General features: G+C 63.5%; 16 protein-coding genes. 5 read left to right on the top strand and 11 right to left on the bottom strand.

Going from position 1 to position 19,439, the window contains the following annotated elements; translation table 11 throughout:
- Window positions 1–19: 19 nt before the first annotated feature.
- Both pheS and OKA05_RS23865 read right to left on the bottom strand, forming a co-directional pair.
- A complete protein-coding gene (gene pheS, locus OKA05_RS23870; protein ID WP_264489720.1) occupies window positions 20–1,036 on the bottom strand; it encodes a phenylalanine--tRNA ligase subunit alpha in 1,017 nt (338 codons plus the stop codon).
- 59 nt (window positions 1,037–1,095) lie between these two features.
- Window positions 1,096–2,832, bottom strand: a complete 1,737-nt coding sequence (locus tag OKA05_RS23865) for a cation:proton antiporter (RefSeq protein WP_264489719.1) — start codon at window positions 2,830–2,832, stop codon at window positions 1,096–1,098.
- Window positions 2,833–3,083: 251 nt separating this feature from the next.
- On the opposite strand from OKA05_RS23865, the gene OKA05_RS23860 reads away from it, so the two are divergent.
- Window positions 3,084–3,614 carry a GNAT family N-acetyltransferase gene (locus OKA05_RS23860; RefSeq protein ID WP_264489718.1) on the top strand — a complete coding sequence of 177 codons (531 nt, stop codon included), beginning with the start codon at window positions 3,084–3,086 and terminating at the stop codon, window positions 3,612–3,614.
- A 137-nt stretch (window positions 3,615–3,751) separates the two neighbouring features.
- Here the strand turns inward: OKA05_RS23860 and OKA05_RS23855 are convergent, their stop codons facing one another.
- Window positions 3,752–4,966, bottom strand: coding sequence for an MFS transporter (locus OKA05_RS23855; RefSeq protein ID WP_264489717.1), 1,215 nt, complete (start codon window positions 4,964–4,966; stop codon window positions 3,752–3,754).
- A 70-nt stretch (window positions 4,967–5,036) separates the two neighbouring features.
- Between OKA05_RS23855 and OKA05_RS23850 the strand changes: the two genes are divergently transcribed.
- Entirely contained in the window at window positions 5,037–5,912 is an 876-nt protein-coding gene (locus OKA05_RS23850; RefSeq protein WP_264489716.1) for a LysR family transcriptional regulator, read from the top strand.
- 137 nt (window positions 5,913–6,049) lie between these two features.
- Here OKA05_RS23850 and OKA05_RS23845 read toward each other — a convergent pair whose 3' ends face one another.
- Entirely contained in the window at window positions 6,050–7,132 is a 1,083-nt protein-coding gene (locus OKA05_RS23845; protein WP_264489715.1) for a thiamine pyrophosphate-dependent dehydrogenase E1 component subunit alpha, read from the bottom strand.
- A gap of 112 nt (window positions 7,133–7,244) precedes the next feature.
- On the opposite strand from OKA05_RS23845, the gene modA reads away from it, so the two are divergent.
- The 3 genes from modA (at window position 7,245) to OKA05_RS23830 (ending at window position 12,152) form a co-directional block, all read left to right on the top strand.
- On the top strand, window positions 7,245–7,973 hold the full coding sequence (gene modA / locus OKA05_RS23840; RefSeq protein WP_264489714.1) for a molybdate ABC transporter substrate-binding protein: 729 nt from the start codon (window positions 7,245–7,247) through the stop codon (window positions 7,971–7,973).
- Window positions 7,970–8,635 (top strand): molybdate ABC transporter permease subunit, encoded by a 666-nt coding sequence (modB, locus tag OKA05_RS23835; protein ID WP_264489713.1) that lies wholly within the window; start codon window positions 7,970–7,972, stop codon window positions 8,633–8,635. Before modA ends, modB begins: the two co-directional genes overlap by 4 nt.
- 697 nt (window positions 8,636–9,332) lie before the next feature.
- The gene (locus OKA05_RS23830; protein WP_264489712.1) at window positions 9,333–12,152 is read left to right on the top strand and encodes an FG-GAP-like repeat-containing protein; all 2,820 of its coding nucleotides are present in this window, start codon (window positions 9,333–9,335) and stop codon (window positions 12,150–12,152) included.
- Window positions 12,153–12,348: 196 nt separating this feature from the next.
- Here OKA05_RS23830 and OKA05_RS23825 read toward each other — a convergent pair whose 3' ends face one another.
- From OKA05_RS23825 to OKA05_RS23795, 7 genes are all read right to left on the bottom strand, one after another.
- Window positions 12,349–12,633 (bottom strand): ribonuclease III domain-containing protein, encoded by a 285-nt coding sequence (locus tag OKA05_RS23825; protein WP_264489711.1) that lies wholly within the window; start codon window positions 12,631–12,633, stop codon window positions 12,349–12,351.
- A gap of 18 nt (window positions 12,634–12,651) precedes the next feature.
- Complete coding sequence (locus OKA05_RS23820; RefSeq protein ID WP_264489710.1) at window positions 12,652–13,230, bottom strand: RbsD/FucU domain-containing protein; 579 nt, start codon at window positions 13,228–13,230, stop codon at window positions 12,652–12,654.
- A 72-nt stretch (window positions 13,231–13,302) separates the two neighbouring features.
- On the bottom strand, window positions 13,303–14,838 hold the full coding sequence (locus tag OKA05_RS23815; RefSeq protein WP_264489709.1) for a PhoH family protein: 1,536 nt from the start codon (window positions 14,836–14,838) through the stop codon (window positions 13,303–13,305).
- 152 nt (window positions 14,839–14,990) lie between these two features.
- On the bottom strand, window positions 14,991–16,028 hold the full coding sequence (locus OKA05_RS23810) for an AMP-binding protein (protein ID WP_264489773.1): 1,038 nt from the start codon (window positions 16,026–16,028) through the stop codon (window positions 14,991–14,993).
- 35 nt (window positions 16,029–16,063) lie between these two features.
- On the bottom strand, window positions 16,064–17,026 hold the full coding sequence (locus tag OKA05_RS23805; RefSeq protein ID WP_264489708.1) for an enolase C-terminal domain-like protein: 963 nt from the start codon (window positions 17,024–17,026) through the stop codon (window positions 16,064–16,066).
- A 4-nt stretch (window positions 17,027–17,030) separates the two neighbouring features.
- A complete protein-coding gene (gene menA / locus OKA05_RS23800; RefSeq protein WP_264489707.1) occupies window positions 17,031–17,906 on the bottom strand; it encodes a 1,4-dihydroxy-2-naphthoate octaprenyltransferase in 876 nt (291 codons plus the stop codon).
- 316 nt (window positions 17,907–18,222) lie between these two features.
- Window positions 18,223–19,404 (bottom strand): autotransporter outer membrane beta-barrel domain-containing protein, encoded by a 1,182-nt coding sequence (locus OKA05_RS23795; protein WP_264489706.1) that lies wholly within the window; start codon window positions 19,402–19,404, stop codon window positions 18,223–18,225.
- Between the last annotated feature and the right edge of the window lie 35 nt (window positions 19,405–19,439).

Genomic DNA, 19,439 nt, shown 5'->3' with positions numbered 1-19,439 from the left:
GGCGGTTCCAACATCAGCCTCAAGCGAACTGCTTCAGGAAACGCGCGTCGTTCTCGATGAGGAGACGGATGTCCTTGATGCCCCAGCGGATCATCGCGAGACGGTCGAGGCCCATGCCGAAGGCGAAGCCAGTCACCTTCTCCGGATCGTAGGCACCATCCTTGCGCGACACATTGATCTGCGCGAAGACCGCAGGATCGACCATTCCGCAACCGGCGACCTCGATCCACCGCGGGGCCTGGCCCTTGACGTGGAGCTTCACATCGATCTCGAAGCTTGGCTCGGTGAAGGGGAAGAAGTGCGGGCGGAAACGGACCTCTGTCCCGGAGCCGAACATCTCCTGGAAGAAATACTCCAGCGTGCCCTTCAGGTCGCCGAGCGAGACGTCGGTGTCGACGTAGAGCCCTTCGAGCTGGTTGAAGACCGAGAGGTGGGTCGCGTCGATCTCGTCCCGGCGATACGCCGAGCCGGGGGCGATGATGCGCACCGGCGGCACCTGGCTTTCCATCGTGCGGACCTGCACCGAGGAGGTGTGCGTGCGCAGCAGCTTGCCGGAGTCGAAGTAGAAGGTGTCCTTTTCGTTACGCGCGGGGTGATCGGCCGGCGTGTTAAGCGCGTCGAAGCAGTGAAACTCATCCTCGATCTCCGGCCCCTCGGCGAGCGCGAAGCCCATGCGGCGCAAAATGGAAATCGCCTGATGGCGAAGGATCGTCAGTGGATGCAGCGAGCCGTGGTGCAGCGCGCGAGCAGGCAGGGTCAGGTCGATCCCTTCGAGCGCCTGCTTGTCGGCGGCGTCCTGCAGGGACTGCTGCTTTTCATCGAGCGCGGCGGTGATCGCGGTGCGGGCGGTATTGAGCAGCGCGCCCACGGCGGCCTTGTCCTCCTTCGGCACGTCGCGCATGCCGGCGGAGACCTCGGTGAGGGTGCCTTTTTTCCCGAGCACGGCGACACGGGCGTCCTCCAACGCGCGGGCGTCGTTGGCTGTGGCTATCCGGGCGAGCGCCTCGGCCTGAATGGCTTCGATCTGGTCCTTCATGGCAGGGATAAGCGGGGCGCAGGGCTTAGCGGCTGCCGCGGGCGGAGTCAAAGGCAGTTCTAGCCCGCCCGCGTAAAGAGCTCCCGGCGGATCCGCTCGCTCTCCCGCTCGATCTGCTCCGGCGTCGCCCCGAAGCTACCCAGGATGCTCTCTGTCATCGACAGCGCCACCTCGCCTTCTCCGGAGAAAACCGCGTTCGCCCCGGCCTCGATCAGCTCGTCCGCCTCTTTCAGATAGGTGGTCCGGGCGACCACCCGGATCTTCGGATTCAGCTTCCGCGCCTCGCGGATCACCTCCTGCCCCATGCCCACGCTGGACGCGCTCAGCACCAGGATGTCCGCCTTCGCCGTCCCGGCGGCTTCCAGCGTCGCGGGGTGGCTGGCGTCGCCATACTGCGCCTTTTCGCCCGAGGTATTCAGCTCCCGCACGGTATCCACGTTCATCTCGATGATGATCGGGGAGAATCCATTGTCCTTCAGCAGGCGCACCACCATCTTCCCCACCGGCCCGTACCCGACCACCACCGCGCGGCGGTGAATGCCATCATCCTCCCAATCCGCACCCTCGCCGGTAGGCCGGCGGTGAAAGATCTTCCACAAGGCCGGCCGCTTCGCCACCCAGCGCTCGACCGGATCGACGGCCTTGTAGAGCAGCGGAGCGAGGGTGATCGAGACGATCGCCGTGGCGACCAGCGCATTGAAAGCCTCTGCCGCCACCAGGCCATATTTCATCCCGAGTGTGGCGACGATGAATGAGAACTCACCGATCTGCGCCAGCACCGCACTCACGGAGAGCGCGGTTTTCAGCGGGTAACCGAGCGCCACCGTGATGACCAGAGCGGCCACCGGCTTGCCAATGATGACGATCGCCATGGTGGCCAGCGCCAGCCACGGATTCTCCAGCAACCCCTGGAAATCGAAGAGCATCCCGACGGAGACGAAGAACAGCACCGCGAAGGCGTCCTTCATCGGCAGCGCATCCGTCGCGGCGCGGTTGCTGAATTCCGAGCGGCCTACGACCATGCCGCCAAGGAACGCCCCGAGCTCCATCGACACGCCGAAGAACTTCGCCGCGCCCATCGCAATCCCGAGCGCCAGCACCAGGATCGCCAGGGTGAAGAGTTCCCCCGAGCCGGTCCGCGCGATCTTCGTCAGCAGCCGCGGGATCGCCCAGCCGCCGACCACGAAAGTGAAGGCGACCAGCGCGCCGATCTTCACCGTGGTGGTCAAGAGGGCCATGGCAATTGCTCCGACTCCACCGGCACCACTCATGGCTCCCACCTGCGGATCGAAGATGGCGGGGATTAAGACCAGCACGAAGACCGTGAAAATGTCTTCCACCACCAGCCAGCCGATCGCGATGTGCCCGACCGGCGTGTGCAGGTGCTTGTGATCCACCAGGATGCGGGTGAGCACCACGGTACTGGCCACCGCGATGGCCATGCCGAAGACCGCGCCGGACGTCCACGTCCAGCCGAAGCTCCGCATGATGATCATGCTCAAGACGGTGGCCACCGCACTCTGGACGATCGCTCCCGGCACCGCGATCCGCCGCACCGCCAGCAGCTCCTTGAAATGGAAATGCAGCCCGACCCCGAACATCAGCAGGATCACCCCGATGTGTGCCATCTGCTCCGCCAGATGCCGGTCCGCCACGAAGCCCGGCGTGTTCGGGCTCACCACGATCCCGGCTAGCAGGTAGCCGACGATCGGCGAGAGCCCCAGCCGGTGGGAGAGATAGCCCAAAACAAGAGCGATACCGAGGCCGCCAGTGAAGGTGAGGAGAAGATCATCCATGTTGGGATAAGGGGAAAAAGCCGCCCCACCCTACGGACCGATGCCGCCTTGTCCGCGATTTTTTAATCCAGTGGAAAATTTCGCTTATTCCCAATCAGAAATACCAATCGCATCGGATCAGCATGAGATTCCCGCTGTAAGGGCCACCCCCTACATGCGGTGTCACTGTAAGGAAATTCCCGGTTTCGCGGGTGGTGGAGCCGGCAACATCCGTCATCGCCAGAGCCGGGATACTGCGGGAATCTCTCGCGATGGCCCCCGGCGACCAAATCCACGATCGCATCTCGATCCGCCCATGGCGCGAGCACGACCCGATCCCGAAAATCACCCGGCTCTTGCATGCGGCCTATGCACCGCTCGCAGCGATGGGACTGCGCTACACCGCGACGCATCAGAGCGATGAGGTCACGCTCAGCCGCCTCCAGCGCGGGAGACCGTTTGTCGGCGAACTCGACGGTGAAATCGTAGCCACTGTCACGCTCTACCCCACCGCCGGACCGAATTCCTCATGCGCGTGGTATCGCGAGCCCGGCGTGTTTTCCTTCGGCCAATTCGCCGTGCGCCCGGACCTCCAGCGCCTCGGCCTGGGCCGTCGCATGATCGGGACGTTAGAGAATGAAGCCGTCGGACGCGAAGGCCGTGAACTCGCTCTCGATACCGCGGAGCAAGCGCATCACCTGCGGCAGTGGTATGAGAAGCTCGGCTACCGCTTCATCGAGTTCGCCGACTGGTCGACCACGAACTACCGCAGCGTCATCCTTTCCAAATCACTCGTCCCATGAACATCCGCGAATCCGTGCATTCCTCAGTAGGCGCATTGGTGACAATGCGGAAGCACGCGAACTGCCCGCCTCCAAAGACCGCTCCGCACTTCCACAAGTGCGACTACGCAAAAGGTACCTCGCGCTTCATGCCTACATCAGTCCGAAGATGATCCTGATGGCGCGCCGCTATTCACCGAAGCCCTCCCCAAAACCCCCGGCCCCCACACCGCAAGCAGCAGCGCGAACACGACCACCACGCCAAAGGCCCCGGGCAGCCCGATCCAGTGGCTGAGCCCACCGATCGCCGGCGGGCCAGCGAGGAAGCCGAAGTAGCCGATCATCGAAACGGTCGCAACCCCTTGGCCGACGCTTTCCTCGTGCGCCCGGCCACCGGCACCCACCAGCACGGGCACCAAATTCGCAAGGCCGAGGCCGGCAAAGCCAAGGCCGAGGAAAGTCACCGGCCACGCATGCCAAGCGATGATCAAGAGCAGTCCGACAAAGGTCAGCAGCCCGCTCACCCGCAGCACCGCGAGTCCACCATGGCGCGCCGTAACCCGGTCACCGAGCAAGCGGCCCGTCGCCATCGAAAGCGAGAACATCCCGTAAGCAAGCGGCGCCAGCCAGGCTTCCGCACCCGCCACGGTCCGCGTGTAAACGGCGCTCCAGTCCATCATCACACCCTCGGCAAACAACGCGAGAAACGCGAGTGCGCCGATCCGCAGGATCCTCCCATTCGGCAGCGCGAATCCGCGCTTGCGCTTCGTGGTCGAAGCATCGCCTCCCGCGAGCGCGCCGGAACTCACCAGCGCGGCCACCAAGAGCGCCGCGGCGATTACCAGCGTGGTCACGAGTGGGGCCACACCTTGCTTCAAGGCAAGCCCGACAAGAACCGCCGCGACCAGACCGCCGATGCTCCACAGCGCCTGAAACGTCGCCATGATCGGCTTGCTACCCGCGCTCTCGATCGTGATCGCCTGGGCATTCACCGACACGTCGAGCGACCCCTTGAAAGCCCCGAAAATCATCGCCGCCCCGAGCAACCAGCCGAAGCCAGGCGCGAGTGCGATCAAGGCCAGCGCGACCGCGTAGCCCGGTGCCAGCCACGCCAGCATCCTGCCGCTCCCATACCGCGACAAAGCCCGGCCGATCAGCGACATCGACATCAGCGCCCCGGCGACGATCGCCAGCAACACGATGCTCAGCCCGGATTCACTCAGGGCGAACTTCTGCTTCACCGACGGAATCATCGCCGCCCAGGTGCCGAAGCCGATGCCATCGACGAGGAACATGACTGATGCCGCCCAGCGGGCACGCGAGCGATCCAGCGGCGCGGTCGTCAGCCCCGTGCAAGTGGCTTCCCGATTCATGGGCGCATCATCCTCGCAATCTGGCGATTCTTCCAATGGCATGATTTCATGACGGTGATAACCTCGGGCGATGGAAATGCGCGAATTGAAATCCTTCGTCCTGCTCGCGGAGCAGCTTCATTTCGGCCGGGCCGCGCGGCTATTGAATCTGAGCCAGCCCGCCCTGACCAAGCAGATCCGCCGGATGGAAGACGAATTGGGCGCACCCCTTTTCGAGCGCGGACGCCATGGCACCACGCTCAGTTCACTGGGGAAGCAGTTCCTCAAGGACTCCCGCGACGTCGTCGCCAGCTTCGATCGCCTGCTGGGAAGCGCCCGCGCGGCGGCGCTCGGTGAATCGGGCAAGCTCGCCCTCGGCTTCGGCATGCACACGATGGAGTTGGTGCCGCGCGTGATCGTGAAGCTTCGCAAGAACGCTCCGGGCATCCAGATCGGCCTGCGCGACATGTCCACGGAGGAGCAGGTGGCCGGGCTGCGGAATGGCTCGCTGGACCTCGGCATCATCCGCCTGCCCGCACCGTCCGAGTTCAAGTTGCTACCGGTGATCAAGGACCGTCTTACGCTGGTCTCGTCGGCCGCCTTTCCCCTGCCTGCCAATGCCACGATCGCAAGCTGCCGCGATCTGCCCTTCGTTAGCATCTCGAAGGAGCGCTCGCCCGGCTTCTTCGGGCACGTGTTGCGGCTGTGCGGGAAGCACGGCTTTCACCCGCGCATCGTCCAGCAAGTGCCGGAATTCAGCACCGCCCTCGCCCTGGTCGAGGCCGGCCTCGGCGTCACCGTCATCCCCCAGTCCGGCGGTACCAGCCGCTTCCCCGACCTCCGCCAGCACCCGCTGCGCGACAAGGAAGCCGCCTGGTCCGTCGCCGCCGCGTGGCGGAAAGGCGACACCAATCCGGCCCTCGCGAAGTTCCTCGCGGTCCTCAAAGCCGAAGTAGAAGAGGCGTGAGCCACGGAGTGCGGGGACCCGTCACCGCTTTCGGGCAGGCGACTCGTCGCCGTGAAGAATCGTTCCAGGAACGTTTTACCCTCGGCAAGCCTCGGAAAGAAAAGCGCCGACAAGCCACCGCACTCCAAAGGCCGCACCTACTCGCCGAAGAAATGCCGCCCAATCCGCGACGCCTCCGTGTCGTGATCACTCTCCCAATACACATCGCGGACGATATCAGAAATCGAGGGCACTTCTCCTGCCCCGGCAAATCGGACGGCTTCCATCGCCTCCTCCTTGGCCTGCAGATCCAGGTCTCCAGCCGCCGCTTCATCGAGAATACCATCATCCAGCAAGTGCTTCCGCCAAAGCCCGAGTGGATCACGCGCCCTTCGTTCCTGGACTTCCTGCCGCGTGCGATACTTCTGGTGGTTCGCATCGGCGATGTGAAATCCGTAGAAGCGATACGTTTCGATTTCGACCACCGTCGGCCGGGATTCCAGACGAGCCCGCTGAAGCGCATCAGAAACGCGTGCCCGGATTTCGTAAGGATCACTGCCGCCAAAGTGATCCCAGTCGATGTCGTAGCCCTCCGCCCGCCGGGCGAGGCATTCCTTGAAGCGCGACGAGCGCGACACCGACATGCCCATCGCATACCCGTTGTTCTCGATTAAATAGACCACTGGCAGTCCGAACAGTCCGGCGAGGTTCAATGCCTCGTGATAGACGCCTTGATTGACCGAGCCATCGCCCATGAAACAAACTACCGCCCCGCGGATCTCCCGTTGCTTCAAGGCAAATGCCAACCCCGCAGCCAAAGGCGTGTGGGCGGCAGCCAGACCGTATGCACCCCAATGATGCAGAGCCGGGGAGTAATGAGAGACAGCGCCGCCCTTTCCTTTAGAGACGCCGTTCAACTTGCCGAACAACTCCGCCATGATCGGCCCCATTCCGATCCCCGCCGCCAACGCGTGCCCAATGCCGCGGAAGCCACTCAATGAGTGGTCGTCCATCCCCATCACCGACCGCACGGAGATCGCGATCGACTCTTGGCCGATGTCGAGCGGAAGCCAGCCACCAATTCGCCCTCCTTGGTAATACTTCATCGCCTCCTGCTCGAATCGCCGGATACGCAGCATCTGGCGGAACAGGTCGATCTTGTCCTCCGCGGACCAGTCCCGGTTGATGGCGTGCTCGCGATAATCCATGGCCACCGATTCTCTTGCCGGATCGCCGGGCAATTGGCCAGCATGGAGACATGCCTGAGGACCGTCCGCTGCATTCCCGCGCTCTTGCAGTATATGATGCCGGTGCTTCTGTCTGAGCCAAAGCTTCGCCCCAGACTCTCATTTCATGAAAGCCCTGTTTCTCCTCCTGCTCTCCTCGCTCGCCGCCGCAGCAGGTGAACTCCGCGTCGCCGCCGCCGCCAGTCTCGCGGAAGCCGTCAACGAAGTCGCCGCCGCGTACCAGAAAGCGCACGGCACCAAGGTCACGCCGGCCTTCGCCGGATCGAACGTGCTGGCCCGCCAGATCGAGGAAGGCGCGCCGCTCGATGTCTTCATTTCCGCCGACGAGGTGACGATGGCGAAACTCGAGAAGGCCAAGCTGGTGCGCGACGTCACCAAGCTGCTTACCAACTCCCTCGTCATTGCGGTGCCCGCCGAATCCGACGCCAAGGTGTCCAGCGGAGCCGACCTCGCGAATTTCAAGCGAATCGCGATCGGCGATCCCGTCGCGGTCCCGGCCGGCGTCTATGCCAAGACCTGGCTGACCCAGCAGAACCTCTGGGAAAGCATCGGCCCGAAGTGCGTGGGCAGCGAGAATGTCCGCGCCGCGCTCGCCGCCGTGGAAGCCGGCAACGCCGATGCTGCCATCGTTTACAAAACCGACGCCGCCATCTCGAAGAAGGTGAAGGTCACCTGGACCGTCCCCGCCGGGGAAGCTCCGGCGATCGTCTATCCGGTGGCCATCTGCACCGCGACCAAGCAGGCGGACGAAGCCAGGAAATTTGCAGACTTCCTGAAATCGGATGAAGCGTCGAAGATCTTCACAGCCCCCGGGTTCGGGCTGGCGGAGAAATGACGGCGGACGATTTCAGGCTCATCCTTTTCACGCTCGGCGTGTCGGCAGCGGCGATCATCGCGTCGCTGCCCTTCGGCCTTGCGTTCGGCTGGTGGCTCGCCCGCAAACAGTGGCCGGGCAAGGCCCTGGTCGAGACCCTCGTCATGCTGCCGCTGGTGGTGCCGCCGGTGGTCACGGGTTTGGTGCTGCTCAAGCTATTCGGGAGAAAAGGCCCGTTTGGCAGCATGTTAGATAAATGGGGCATTGAAGTCATCTTCACTTGGAAAGCAGTCGTTCTCGCGCTAGCGATCATGGCCTTCCCGCTGTTGCTGCGCTGCATCCGCACCGCCTTCGAGGAAGTTCCACGGCACCTTGAAGAAGCCGCCGCCACGCTCGGCAAAACCCCGTGGCAAGTCTTCTCCCGCGTCAGCGTCCCACTCGCACGGCGCGGTATCGCCGCGGGACTGGTACTCGGCTTCGCAAGGGCCCTCGGCGAATTCGGCGCCACCATGATGGTAGCCGGCCTCATCCCCGGCGTCACCGAGACCATCCCGCTCGCGATCTACCGCAGCTTCCACTCCGGTAATGACGACCGCGTCTGGATGCTCGCCGGCGTTTCCGCAGGGATCGCTTTCGTTGCCCTGTGGGTAGCGGGAAGGCTGACGAAGGGGCGGTCGCTGTAAGGCCAGCCTTCCTCGACCGCGTAACCCACGGCCCACCGCATACGGTGACCTGGTGTCGCATCGCGATACTGGAATCCGAGCTCTTGCGGAACGTTCCCATTGGCGGTTTGTCCCATGTCAGTTCCGATGTCCCTCTGCGACACGCTTCAAGACCATGCTATTCCTGTGGCTATACCGCCTGCCAAAAGCCATTGCCGGAACATGCATCATACACTCGTGCGATTGCTTTGAGAGGATCATGCCCGGGAATCTGCCATCCCCGTCAGCTTCCTAATCCTGTGACCTGTCCAGCTCGGAGATGTCCGGGCATGGGCAGCACCTGCTCCGGACGTGGCTGAAGCCGCGCAACGTCTGGTAGGATTAATGAAGCTGAGATATTCGCCAGTCAAAACGACCTTCATCGGCGCGCCATATTCGCTCGGCGGACGGCGGGCAACTGCGAGGGATCGCCACTTGCAAACGACGTTTGGCGGTGGCACAAGCCGCTGACCAAAAGCCGGTCGGGGTGGGTTCAGTCGGGGTGGGGGTTTTTGAACACACACTCCTCACGTGCTCTTTTCGGTTTCAGGCTACTGATATTCCCCCAGACCATACTCTTTCCTCCTATCGCCGCCGTCTTCACATGCCCCCTGTATCACGTAAATATCATAACCGCCTTTTTCTTGGGACTTCGTTGGCGGCTCTTTTGATCTCGGTCATGCCCGGCAGCCTCCGGGCCCAGACACCGGAATACACGAACTTGGGCAGCCTTTATGGCATCCAAATGGCACCTGCGACGACCGCCAACCTCCACTTGGACGTCGCGGATATCGACGGAGACGGCCTCGACGAGGTGGTCCGCACGGGCTTTCCCCGGGGCAACGCTTCCACCCATGCCCTGGTGTCGCGAGGCGGGATTCACCTCACGGTGGACGCCTACCCGATCGCCGGCTTCGGCATCCCGCGCTTCGGCGACGTCAACAAGGACGGCAAACTCGACATCGTGGTCGCACAGACCGGCACGTCCCAACTGAGCCCGTCCCTGGAGGTCTTGCTTGGCAACAGCAACGGCACCTTTCAGGCGGCGACCTCCGTGCCAATCACCTACACGGCCAGGGAAATGGACCTGGTGGACGTCGATCAGGACGGCAAACTCGACGTCGTGATGATCGGATACCCGGGCAGTCCGCAGCTGACGAGCGCGGTCGTCTTTCCGGGCAACGGGAACGGCACCTTCGGCTCGCCCGTGGCTTACTCCACGTCCGTGCGCAGCTTCGCCCCCATGGCCCGGTCGATGGCCGTCGGCGATATCAACGGGGACACCTGGCCCGATTTGGCCGTCGTGAACCAAGTGAACTTGGGTGAGGTGGGCATCCTGTTGAACGCGGGCGATGGCACCTTCAGCGAGCCGACCTTAGCCACCTCCTACGTCGCGACGGCCTCCTTGCAGATGTTTGTCCGGCTGGCGGACTTGAACCATGATGGGAAGCTGGACCTGATCACGGCGCTGGGCGACGAGCCCGGGGTGGGCAGCAGTTTTCCGGGCCACCTGATCGGCGTCCGGCTCGGCAACGGCGATGGAACTTTCGGCGCCTACACGGCCTACAATGTCGCCGCCGGCGCCGACTACCTCGGCAGCAATAACGCGCGCATCGACATCGCCGACATGAATGCCGACGGCCATCTCGACGTGTTGTTGCCGGCCTTGCCGATCTCGGGCGCCTTCAGCCCCATCTTCGCCGTGCTGCTCGGCAATGGCGACGGCACCCTGCGAGTCGGTTTGCGGGTCACCACGCCCGGCATTAATTTCATCAATACGGCCACGCTCAGGGTCAATGAAGACGCGGCACCGGACGTCGTCGTGTCCAGCAACTCGGCGAGCATCGAGTTTTACCGGGCCTCCATCCCACAAGTGCCGGTCACCTTTTCGACCACGGAGCTGACGCTGCGCGCCGATGCCGCCGCGGTGAATTTGGCAAGCGCCAGTGGAGCCGCGCCGGCCGGGGGAACCTTCTCCGGGCCGGGCGTAAGCGCCGGGATCTTCACCCCGGCGACCGCCGGCATTGGCGTTCACACCATCACCTACCAATCCCCGGCCAGTCCCACGGGCAATACGAGCTCGGGCACGCTGACCATCACCGTGACCGAATTGCCGGGCCTGACGGTCACCACGAGCTCGGATACGAGCACCTCGACCGACGGGATCACCAGCCTTCGCGAGGCGCTGGCTTACTCCCGGTCGCTCCCGGGTGCCCAGACCATCACCTTCTCGCCCACGCTCGCCGGCTCGACCATCACCCTTTCCCAAGGCTGGAACGACTCGAGCGACACGGCGGCGCTGAGGATCTTCGACACCGTCACCCTCCTCGGCCCGACCACAGCTCCGGGTATCACGCTCGATATCGCCAACGACTCCGGGCGCCGGCATTTCCTCGTCGAGGGTTCGGGCAGCCTGACCATCTCGCACCTGACCTTGCGCGGCGGCTCAGTCGAAGACTCCGGCGGCAGCATCTGGTCCTTTGGCTCGCTCGTGGTCCGGAGCTGCACCTTCACCGGAAACTCCGCCTACGAGGGCGGCGCGGTCCAGGCCTGGGGAGGATCTCCATTGCTGGAAATCGAAAACTCCACCTTCCATGGCAACACCGGCACCGGGCTCGCCTCGGCCATCAGCGCCGGAGCCGTCGCCACTTCGCTCCGTCACCTCACGGTGACCGGCAACACCTCCCCCGGCGGCATCCTGTGGATCTGGGAGACCCCGGTGACCCTGGTGAACTGCTTGCTCACCGGAAACTCGGACAACGCGATTCGCACCTTCGGCGGAAACGGAACCGGGACCATTTCCGCCGGAAGTTCCAACAACCTTTTTGGCGCGACCAGCGCCACCGGTGTGGTCCACGGAACGAATGGCAATCTCCTGGGTGTGACCTCCGCCCAGGTGTTGCTCGGTATCTTGGGAAACAATGGCGGCCCGACCGCCACCATCGCCCTGCAGCCCGGCAGCCTCGCGATCAATCGCGGAGGCGTGATCGCCGGCCTGGCTGGCGACCAGCGAGGTTCGACCCGTGAAAGCGGCCCGGCCCCCGATATCGGGGCATACGAATTCAGCTTCCCCGGTGAACTGGCTTACTGGCGCATGATCCACGGGCTCGCATCCGACGGCTCCCAAGACTTGTCCGAGCCGGCCGGCGATGGCGTCGAGAACCTGCTGAAATATGCCTTCAACCTGGCTTCGCAGGCGGGCGATCTGGCCACGCCGAACCGCACGATCTTGCCAGAAGGCGGCACCGCCGGGCTACCGCGCATCGAGGTCGATGACCAAGGCCGGCTGGTGATCGAGTTTGTGCGCCGTCGTGCCTCCGTGGCCCCGGGCATTCAGTACGAGGTTATAACCGCCGAAAACCTGTCGGACGTGAATGCGCTGGACCTCGCGGGAGCGATGATCACATCCATCGATGCTACTTGGGAGCGCGTCCGGGTGGTCGATCCCGTGGTCACGCCGCGGCGCTTTGGCCGCGTGCAAGTCACGGGCGAGCCGTGAGGAGATGGATTGACATGAGACGATGGCGAGTGCGCTGTAGAAGTTGATCGCAGCCAAGAAAGCCGAGTCATCGTCGGATCGCTTATCATGGCAGCGAGAACAATGGAATGGCACTTGTTCATGCCTGCCAAGAGACCGCAACCGACACATTTTCGAATAACGAGAGCAACTTCGTTTGCTCGTCAGCGCAAATCCCTTACCGCTTCGCCATCTGCTTCCTGAACAGCGGGATCAACTCCGCCTCGATCCACGCAAACGCCGCATCCAGCCCTTGCTCGCGGTAGATCTTGCCGATCTTCGCTTCCACCGCCGTCGGCGCTCCGAAGGCACTCAGGAAGCCATTCGACGTCAGCCGCGTGAACCACTCGCCGTCCATGTTCCCGCGCTCTTTCAATACCCACGAGCGGGCATAAAGCGCCAATACGGCATCGCCGATCCACGCGGATTCGCGCTCGATACGGATTTCCTCGGTCTTGTTCATCGCCGCGGCAGCCTGCCTTCAGGGAATCGGGCGGGCCAGCTTTTCCATCCGCTGGCGCTCCAACTTGTCGCGCAGGGCCGACTCGGAATCGGCATTCCAGTAGCCCGGCTGGAGTTCCATGAAAACGCTGCTGTAGGGCAGCGCGGTTTTGGTGCGGATCACCAGCACCTCGAAGGTCTTGTTCGAGTCCTCCATCAGCGTGAGCAGCGACTGCTGCTCCAGTTCCGTCGTCTCATGGGCGTGCATCGAGCCCTGAAGCCGCTTCCGGAACTCATCGATGCCCGGCGCGTAGTCGTTTTCCACCGAACGCAATTCCCGCGACACGTAAATCCGCGGCGTCACGTGCTCGGTGCGCTCCAGGGTCCGCAGCACCTCGTCCACCACCACGGGGATTTCCTCGTCGGCATTGATCTGGCGGACGCCGCCGCGGCTATGGGCCGGAAACGAGGCCTCGGCGATGACGATCCAGTTCCGGTAGCCGAGCTGGGCGGCGTGCATCGCCAGATCGTCGCGCCAGCCCCCGGACTGGGGAACCACCCCGCATCCTGGCATCAGGAGGGGGGTAAGGACCAAGCAGCGGCGGAGCCAGGGCGACATCGGCATGAGTAAAGGGCGGCGCCGATTGCCTGTCAACGGGGGCGCTTTCACACGCCCCCGTTACCGGACGATTCACATCAGTTGCGCACCGGCATCCGCCAGCTCCGAACGCTCGCCCCGGTTGAGGGAAACGTGCGCGACGAAGGGCAGGCCTTTGAGCCGGTTGCGGGTATAGACTAGGCCGTTGCTGCGGCTATCGACATACGGATTGTCGATCTGCGCGGGGTCCCCGAGCATGACCAGCTTCGAGCCACGGGACATGCGGGTCACCACGGTCTTGGCTTCCTGCGGCGTGAGCTGCTGGGCTTCATCCAGCACGAAGAAGCGGTTCGGAATCGAGCGGCCGCGGATATAGGCGAGCGCCTCGATCTCGATGATCCCCTGCTCCATTAGGTGCTCCCACGGCTTCTTGACCGGACCACCGCCTTCGCCGCCTTCGTTCTTCGGCTGTTTGCGGCGCGGGCCGAGCGGGGTCGCGGGGCGCATCAGCAGGTCGAGCGCGTCGTGGATCGGCTGTAGCCACGGCCGCATCTTTTCATCAAGCGTGCCGGGCAGGAAGCCGAGTTGCTCGCCCATCGCCACAACCGGGCGGCTGACGGTGAGGCCATTGTAGCGGCGGTTGAACATCTCGTGGAGACCCGCGGCCACGGCGACCAAGGTCTTGCCAGTGCCGGCCTGACCGTAACAAGTGACGAGGGAAATGTCGGGATTGAGCAGGGCATCGATCAGGCAGCGCTGGCCGAGGTTCATCGGCTTGAGCGCGCCGCCGTCCTGGATCTTCAGCGCCTCGGGGATTTGCAGGCGGACCAGCTTGCCACCGGAAGTCATGCGTGCAGGCATCGTCTGCCGCTCGCCGGCTTCCAGCAGCACGTACTGGTTCAGCACCAGCTCGGAAATCCGCTCACTTTCGATCTCCAGTTCTCCGGAACTCGCGAAACGCTGCATCTCCGATCCCTCGACCTCGATACGACGGACATCGTAGCTGGAGACCTCGCGGGCATCGACCTTGTCATTGAGATAGTCCTGACACTCGATCCCGACCGCGCGGGCCTTGAGCTGCATGTTGAGGTCCTTGGTGACCAGCACCACGGGAGCCTTGTTATAGGCCATCAGCAGCAACGTGCAGGCGAGGATGCGGTGATCGACGCGCTCCTTGTCGGGAAAGATCCGGTGGAAGCGCTGCAGCATGTCCGAGTTCTTCGGGCACAGCGCGGAATCATAGACCACCAGCCGGATCGTGCCGCCGCCATCGGTGGCCACGCCTTCGGTCACGCGCTGCGAGCAGGAAAACATTTCCGTCAGCTTGCGGTGGACCTTGCGGGCATTGGCACCGCGCTCGGATTGCTCGGTCTTGAAGCGATCGAGTTCAGCGAGGACATCCACCGGGATGCAGATGTGATTATCCGTGAAGCGACCGAGGCAGGCCGGGTCGTGGAGCAGCACGTTGGTGTCGAGAACGAAGCTCTTGGACGTTTGCGTGGGGGCTTTGAGTCCTAGATCGCCCGGCTGAGATCGTTGCTTGGCGGAACCGTTGGGTTTCCGGACGACGCCGCCCCCGTGTTGGATTTCGATCAGGCGCGATTGGACGTCCTCGGCACGGTGAAGCATGGCAGGGTTGGTTTTGGAGCGGGCGGAGTAAGAAGGGCCGAGTACCGGTCCGCCGCCGGTCTCTGGCAAGCCACCACGCGGTGGCAAAAAGTGGAGGGGTCTTTTAATCAAGACTCCTGAACTATTCGCTCCCGTCGAGCGGTTGGCAATCTTCAAATCTCCCGATTCTCGGCGATTTGTGACAGCTCTTTGCGCAGCGGTTTTCCCAGCGCACTCCGAGGAATCTTCTCAACGGAGAGACATGCCGAGATACGCCGGAAACCGGGACACGATGAGTGATAAGCCACAAGGACTTCCGGGAGACCAGAGGTGTCGCTTTCGTGAACCAGGAGCAAGCGGTTACCCGCGCGAATATCGGGAACGGGCACGACGACAAAGTCCCGGCGTGACGAAAGTGACAACAACTCCGCTTCCACCGCCACCGGATCCACCAGTTCGCCGAGGATCTTCACCTGCGCGTCAGCGCGGCCGGTGAGAAAGAGATTACGGCCATCGATTCTCCCGGAGTCGGAAGTGACGTGCCATTCACTACGACGTTCCTCGTACTTCCAGCCATCTCCCTCGGCAACAAGCATGCCGCTGAACAAGGCATCCCCTTTCAGCAGGATCCGGCCGTCCTCGTTCACCCGCGCTTCCCAGCACGGCAACAATGCGATGGGTAAGGATTGATACGGCGAACCTAGTAGATCAAGCCCTTGGGTCGCCACCTGCGACGCCGTCTCGGTCATCCCATAGCTCGCGAGAACCGGCCATCCGAGCTCCCTCGCGGCGCATCCAGTTGCTTCAGCAAGCACACCACCACCCACCACAATCGAACGCAAACTCTGCGGCGCGCGCAGCCCTGCAACAACGAGGTCATGGACCTGCGTCGGCACCAGCGAAAGATGGCTCGCGCCGCTATCTGAAAGCCAGGCGGCAAACTCCACCACCTCCCACTTCCGCCCGAACTCCGCCATGCGGCAGCCCGACTCGAAAACCCGCGCCGCGACACCAAACCCGCCGACGTGATCGACCGGCAAGGCGAGCGCCCAGCAACTCGACGACGTGACTTCGAGATGACGATTCACCGCCGCAGCGGAAACCAGCAAAGCCCGGCGGCTCAGGCCGATCCACTTCGGCACCCCTGTGCTGCCGGAGGTACGGAAAAAGACCAGTCCCGGCACGTCCGCCTCCGGCCCGCCGCCCATCATCACGGGAGCTTCGCTTTTCCAGAACTCCGGACGGATCAGGAGAGACGCTTCCATGGCAGCTTTCCTAAAAGCTCATCGAAGCCCAGCCCGTTGCCCGGTGCCGGATGGAACTCCGGCTTCCAAGGACCGAGCGCCTCGGTAAAGGCATCCGGCTCGAAAAGGTGATGCGTTTGCAAGCCACACAATCCCACCAAGCCGGGAAATTGCAGGGCCAGCCGCCCCGCTTCCCACGCCGCGAACGACTGCCCGAGCGGATGATCCATGTAGCTGGTCACCACCACCCGCTGGCCGAATCCCTGTGCCGCTTCCGCGAGCAACCACGGCTCATCGACCGCCGGCTTGATCACGGTGAACTGCGCCTCGACCCGGTGCGGCGCGGCTTCGCGATCCACGGCAAGCGGCACGCGGGTCTGGAGAAAAAGCTCCCGCCACTTCGTGTCAGAGAACGGACACGGGTCTTCAATGAAATCGATGCGGCTCCGTTCTTCCACCGTCAACGACATCAGCCATTCCGCAAGTTCACCAGCATCGCCGGTTTCGTTGAAATCGAGCCGCCACCTCAACGAAGGGTGCCTGGAAGAGCCCACCGCAATGAACTTCCGTTCGTGCGCGAAATCCCTCCCACATTTCAGTTTGATCGTGGAGAAGCCCGCGAGCACCGCCTGCTCCAGCAGCGCGGCATCGTAGTTCGGCAAGGTCGCATGACTCTGCGGCACTTCGAGATCGTCGAACAGCGGGTCCGGCAACGACCGCGCCGCACCGTCCATTTCCATGCAACGCAGGGCCCGGCGCACGATCGACCATCGCCGCGCGCCGGCCAGGTCTTCCAGACACTTCTTCAAGGTCGGATCACCGAGTTCCGGCCACGGCTGGACGCAGGCGTGACCGCCCTCCGCATCCTTCAGCAGCACGCCCTCGATGTCGCCACGTGAAGAACGGGCGTTGAGCCCTCGACGACTTTTCAGGCGATAGTGCCAATACCAGAGCAGAGTGGACATGAGATCAAAGTTTCACCGCGAAGAAATGGAACAGCACCGCGAACGCAACCAACTGCCCCGCGGCCATCGCCAGCAGGCGATTCATGCCGCGGCCTTCCGGCATCGTCAGCGCGCCCCAGATCAGACGCATGCCAAGGCTCAGCATCGGGAACGAAGCCAGCACCAGCCACGGCAGCTCGAAAATGAACCACACCAGCCCGAGGAAGGCCGCCAGCTTCACCTCCATCCAGACAATCACCCGCGCCGGCTTGGGTCCGAAGCGCACGGCCAACGTGCGCTTGCCCGTAGTGCTGTCCTCCTCGCGATCGCGCAGGTTGTTGATGGAAATCAGCACCGCCGACAGCAGGCCGACCTGTGCGCCTAACAGCAGCGCCTCCTTCCGCCACACCAGCGTCTGGATGAAGACCGTGCCGCCCACCGCCACCAGACCGAAGAACAGGATCACGAACAGCTCCCCCATCCCGCGGTAAGCCAGCGGGAACGGCCCGCCGGTGTAGCCGTAGGCCAGATAGAGCGAGGGAATCCCGATCGCCAGGATCGGCCAACCCACCGCCTGCCAGAGCACCACGCCGCATGCAATCGCCAGCGCGAGAAAAACCGCCGCCGCCGTCATCACCGCACGGCGCGACAGCAAGCCACTCGCCGTCACCCGCTGCGGCCCCAGGCGGCGCTCGGTGTCCGCGCCTTTCGCCGCGTCGATCGCATCGTTGAAGAGGTTCGTGGCGATCTGGATGAAGACCGCTCCGCCCACCGTGGCCAGCGCCAGCGGCAGGCTGAATTTCCCGGTCAATTTCCACGCCAGCACGCAGCCCACCCACACCGGCACGATGGCGGCCGGCAAGGTCTTGGGGCGGGTGGCGAGCAACAGCGGCGCGATCACGCCCGGAACAAGCCCGCCGCCGCCCGGCCACGCAAACAAAAAGGATCTCCGTCAGGCTTGCTGGATCTTAACCGCGAAGAAGCCGGATGAACTCGGATAACGACCGGATCTCCAGAGTCCCCGGGCTCTCCCGCCAAGCTCGGCTTAATCGCATTTTATCCCATTCATCCTATCCATCCTGGCCCCAATTCTCTCCCTCGATCACATCCATCTGCGTCCATCCCGTTCATCTGCGGTTGATTTACTGCCTTGGAAACAAAAAGCCCGCCCCGGCAATCACCGGGACGGGCAGATGCAATCCGAACAACGCAGGAAATCAGAATTCCTTGCCGATCTTCAGCGAGACGTAGTGTCCCTCGATGTTGCTGCTGAGGCGGGCCTCGTAGTCGAGCACCGCATTCCAGCCGCTGCTGCAGTAGTAGCCGATACCGGCTCCCAGCACGGCGACATCCTCGTCGCGCTCACCGAGCGGCACGCCGAAGATGGTATTGCCGTCGTCTTCAAACTCGTGCTCCCACGCGCCGCGAAGCTGCGGCACCAGCGTGCCGCGGCTCAGGCGAATCGGGAACGAAAGCTGGTAGCCGAGCGTGCTGGCCAGCGACTCGATGTCTTGCTCCGGGAAGAAGCCGCCTCCCGGGCCGACTTCGGTGTAGGAGTCGACCGAGCCGTCGATCCAGCGCAGGCCGCCGTAGGGGCCATGAACCACGCTGCCCGACCCGAAGTTCACACCGGTCGTGAATTCCAGTTGGTCGGTATCCGCATCCGGCGAGCCGGAGGCGAGGCCCAGGCCCGTCAACCGCTGGATGTCGAAGTCATGGAAGCCGTGCGAATACATCAGGTCCGCCCAGTAGTCGGCGGTCCCGAAGGCATCGGCCCGGAAGTAGGAAATGTAGGGAGTGACCGAAAAGGTGTCAGCGTCGCTGCTACCGGCGAAGGTCATGTCCACGTCGGTGTTCGCGAGGCCCAGGGCCAGACCGGCGCTCCAGTTCTCCGTGAAATGACGCTCGATGCCGATGTTCCCGCCGAAGATATCGACGTCCGTGCTCGGGTGGATCGGCACCAGACCGCCAGCAGGACCTCCTACGACTCCGGGGACGAAGCCAGATTGGGCGTCCTGTTCCTCGGTGTAGTAGTAGAGCGATCCGTAGATCTCCCAGCAGCGCAGGTGGCTGGTGGTCCGGGTGATCGGGCTCTTGGACATGCCGCCCTTGGGATCGGCGGCAGCGGCCTCGGCCTGCACGGTCTCTTCCATCGGGCGAATGCCGGCACGCATGGCGAACAGGCGGTCGCCGACGTCACGGGTCGCGGTGCGGGCGGTGGTCAGCGCCGCATTCCCGATGCCCGAAGCAACAAGGAACCCGGTGTCGAAGTCGACCTCCGGCTCTGGCTCCGGCTCTGGATCTGGTCCTTTGCCTCCCGCAAGGGCGACGGGAGTGATCGCTGCAAGTGCTAGCAAAGTGCAGCACAGCGGCATGATGGAGGGTAGTTGGTATTTCATGGGTTGCGTGTGTACTCGGCTTTCCGAGCATCCGC

The sequence above is a fragment of the Luteolibacter arcticus genome, from assembly GCF_025950235.1.
GTDB classification, from domain to species: domain Bacteria; phylum Verrucomicrobiota; class Verrucomicrobiia; order Verrucomicrobiales; family Akkermansiaceae; genus Haloferula; species Haloferula arctica.
This window is presented reverse-complemented; position numbering and strand designations above follow the sequence as displayed.

Bases quoted from the DNA above. Each gene is read 5' to 3' on its own strand.
- pheS (WP_264489720.1), bottom strand. From the start codon at position 1,036: ATGAAGGACCAGATCGAAGCCATTCAGGCCGAGGCGCTCGCCCGGATA.
- OKA05_RS23865 (WP_264489719.1), bottom strand. From the start codon at position 2,832: ATGGATGATCTTCTCCTCACCTTCACTGGCGGCCTCGGTATCGCTCTT.
- OKA05_RS23860 (WP_264489718.1), top strand. From the start codon at position 3,084: ATGGCCCCCGGCGACCAAATCCACGATCGCATCTCGATCCGCCCATGG.
- OKA05_RS23855 (WP_264489717.1), bottom strand. From the start codon at position 4,966: ATGAATCGGGAAGCCACTTGCACGGGGCTGACGACCGCGCCGCTGGAT.
- OKA05_RS23850 (WP_264489716.1), top strand. From the start codon at position 5,037: ATGGAAATGCGCGAATTGAAATCCTTCGTCCTGCTCGCGGAGCAGCTT.
- modA (WP_264489714.1), top strand. From the start codon at position 7,245: ATGAAAGCCCTGTTTCTCCTCCTGCTCTCCTCGCTCGCCGCCGCAGCA.
- modB (WP_264489713.1), top strand. From the start codon at position 7,970: ATGACGGCGGACGATTTCAGGCTCATCCTTTTCACGCTCGGCGTGTCG.
- OKA05_RS23830 (WP_264489712.1), top strand. From the start codon at position 9,333: ATGCCCGGCAGCCTCCGGGCCCAGACACCGGAATACACGAACTTGGGC.
- OKA05_RS23825 (WP_264489711.1), bottom strand. From the start codon at position 12,633: ATGAACAAGACCGAGGAAATCCGTATCGAGCGCGAATCCGCGTGGATC.
- OKA05_RS23820 (WP_264489710.1), bottom strand. From the start codon at position 13,230: ATGTCGCCCTGGCTCCGCCGCTGCTTGGTCCTTACCCCCCTCCTGATG.
- OKA05_RS23815 (WP_264489709.1), bottom strand. From the start codon at position 14,838: ATGCTTCACCGTGCCGAGGACGTCCAATCGCGCCTGATCGAAATCCAA.
- OKA05_RS23810 (WP_264489773.1), bottom strand. From the start codon at position 16,028: ATGATGGGCGGCGGGCCGGAGGCGGACGTGCCGGGACTGGTCTTTTTC.
- OKA05_RS23805 (WP_264489708.1), bottom strand. From the start codon at position 17,026: ATGTCCACTCTGCTCTGGTATTGGCACTATCGCCTGAAAAGTCGTCGA.
- OKA05_RS23795 (WP_264489706.1), bottom strand. From the start codon at position 19,404: ATGAAATACCAACTACCCTCCATCATGCCGCTGTGCTGCACTTTGCTA.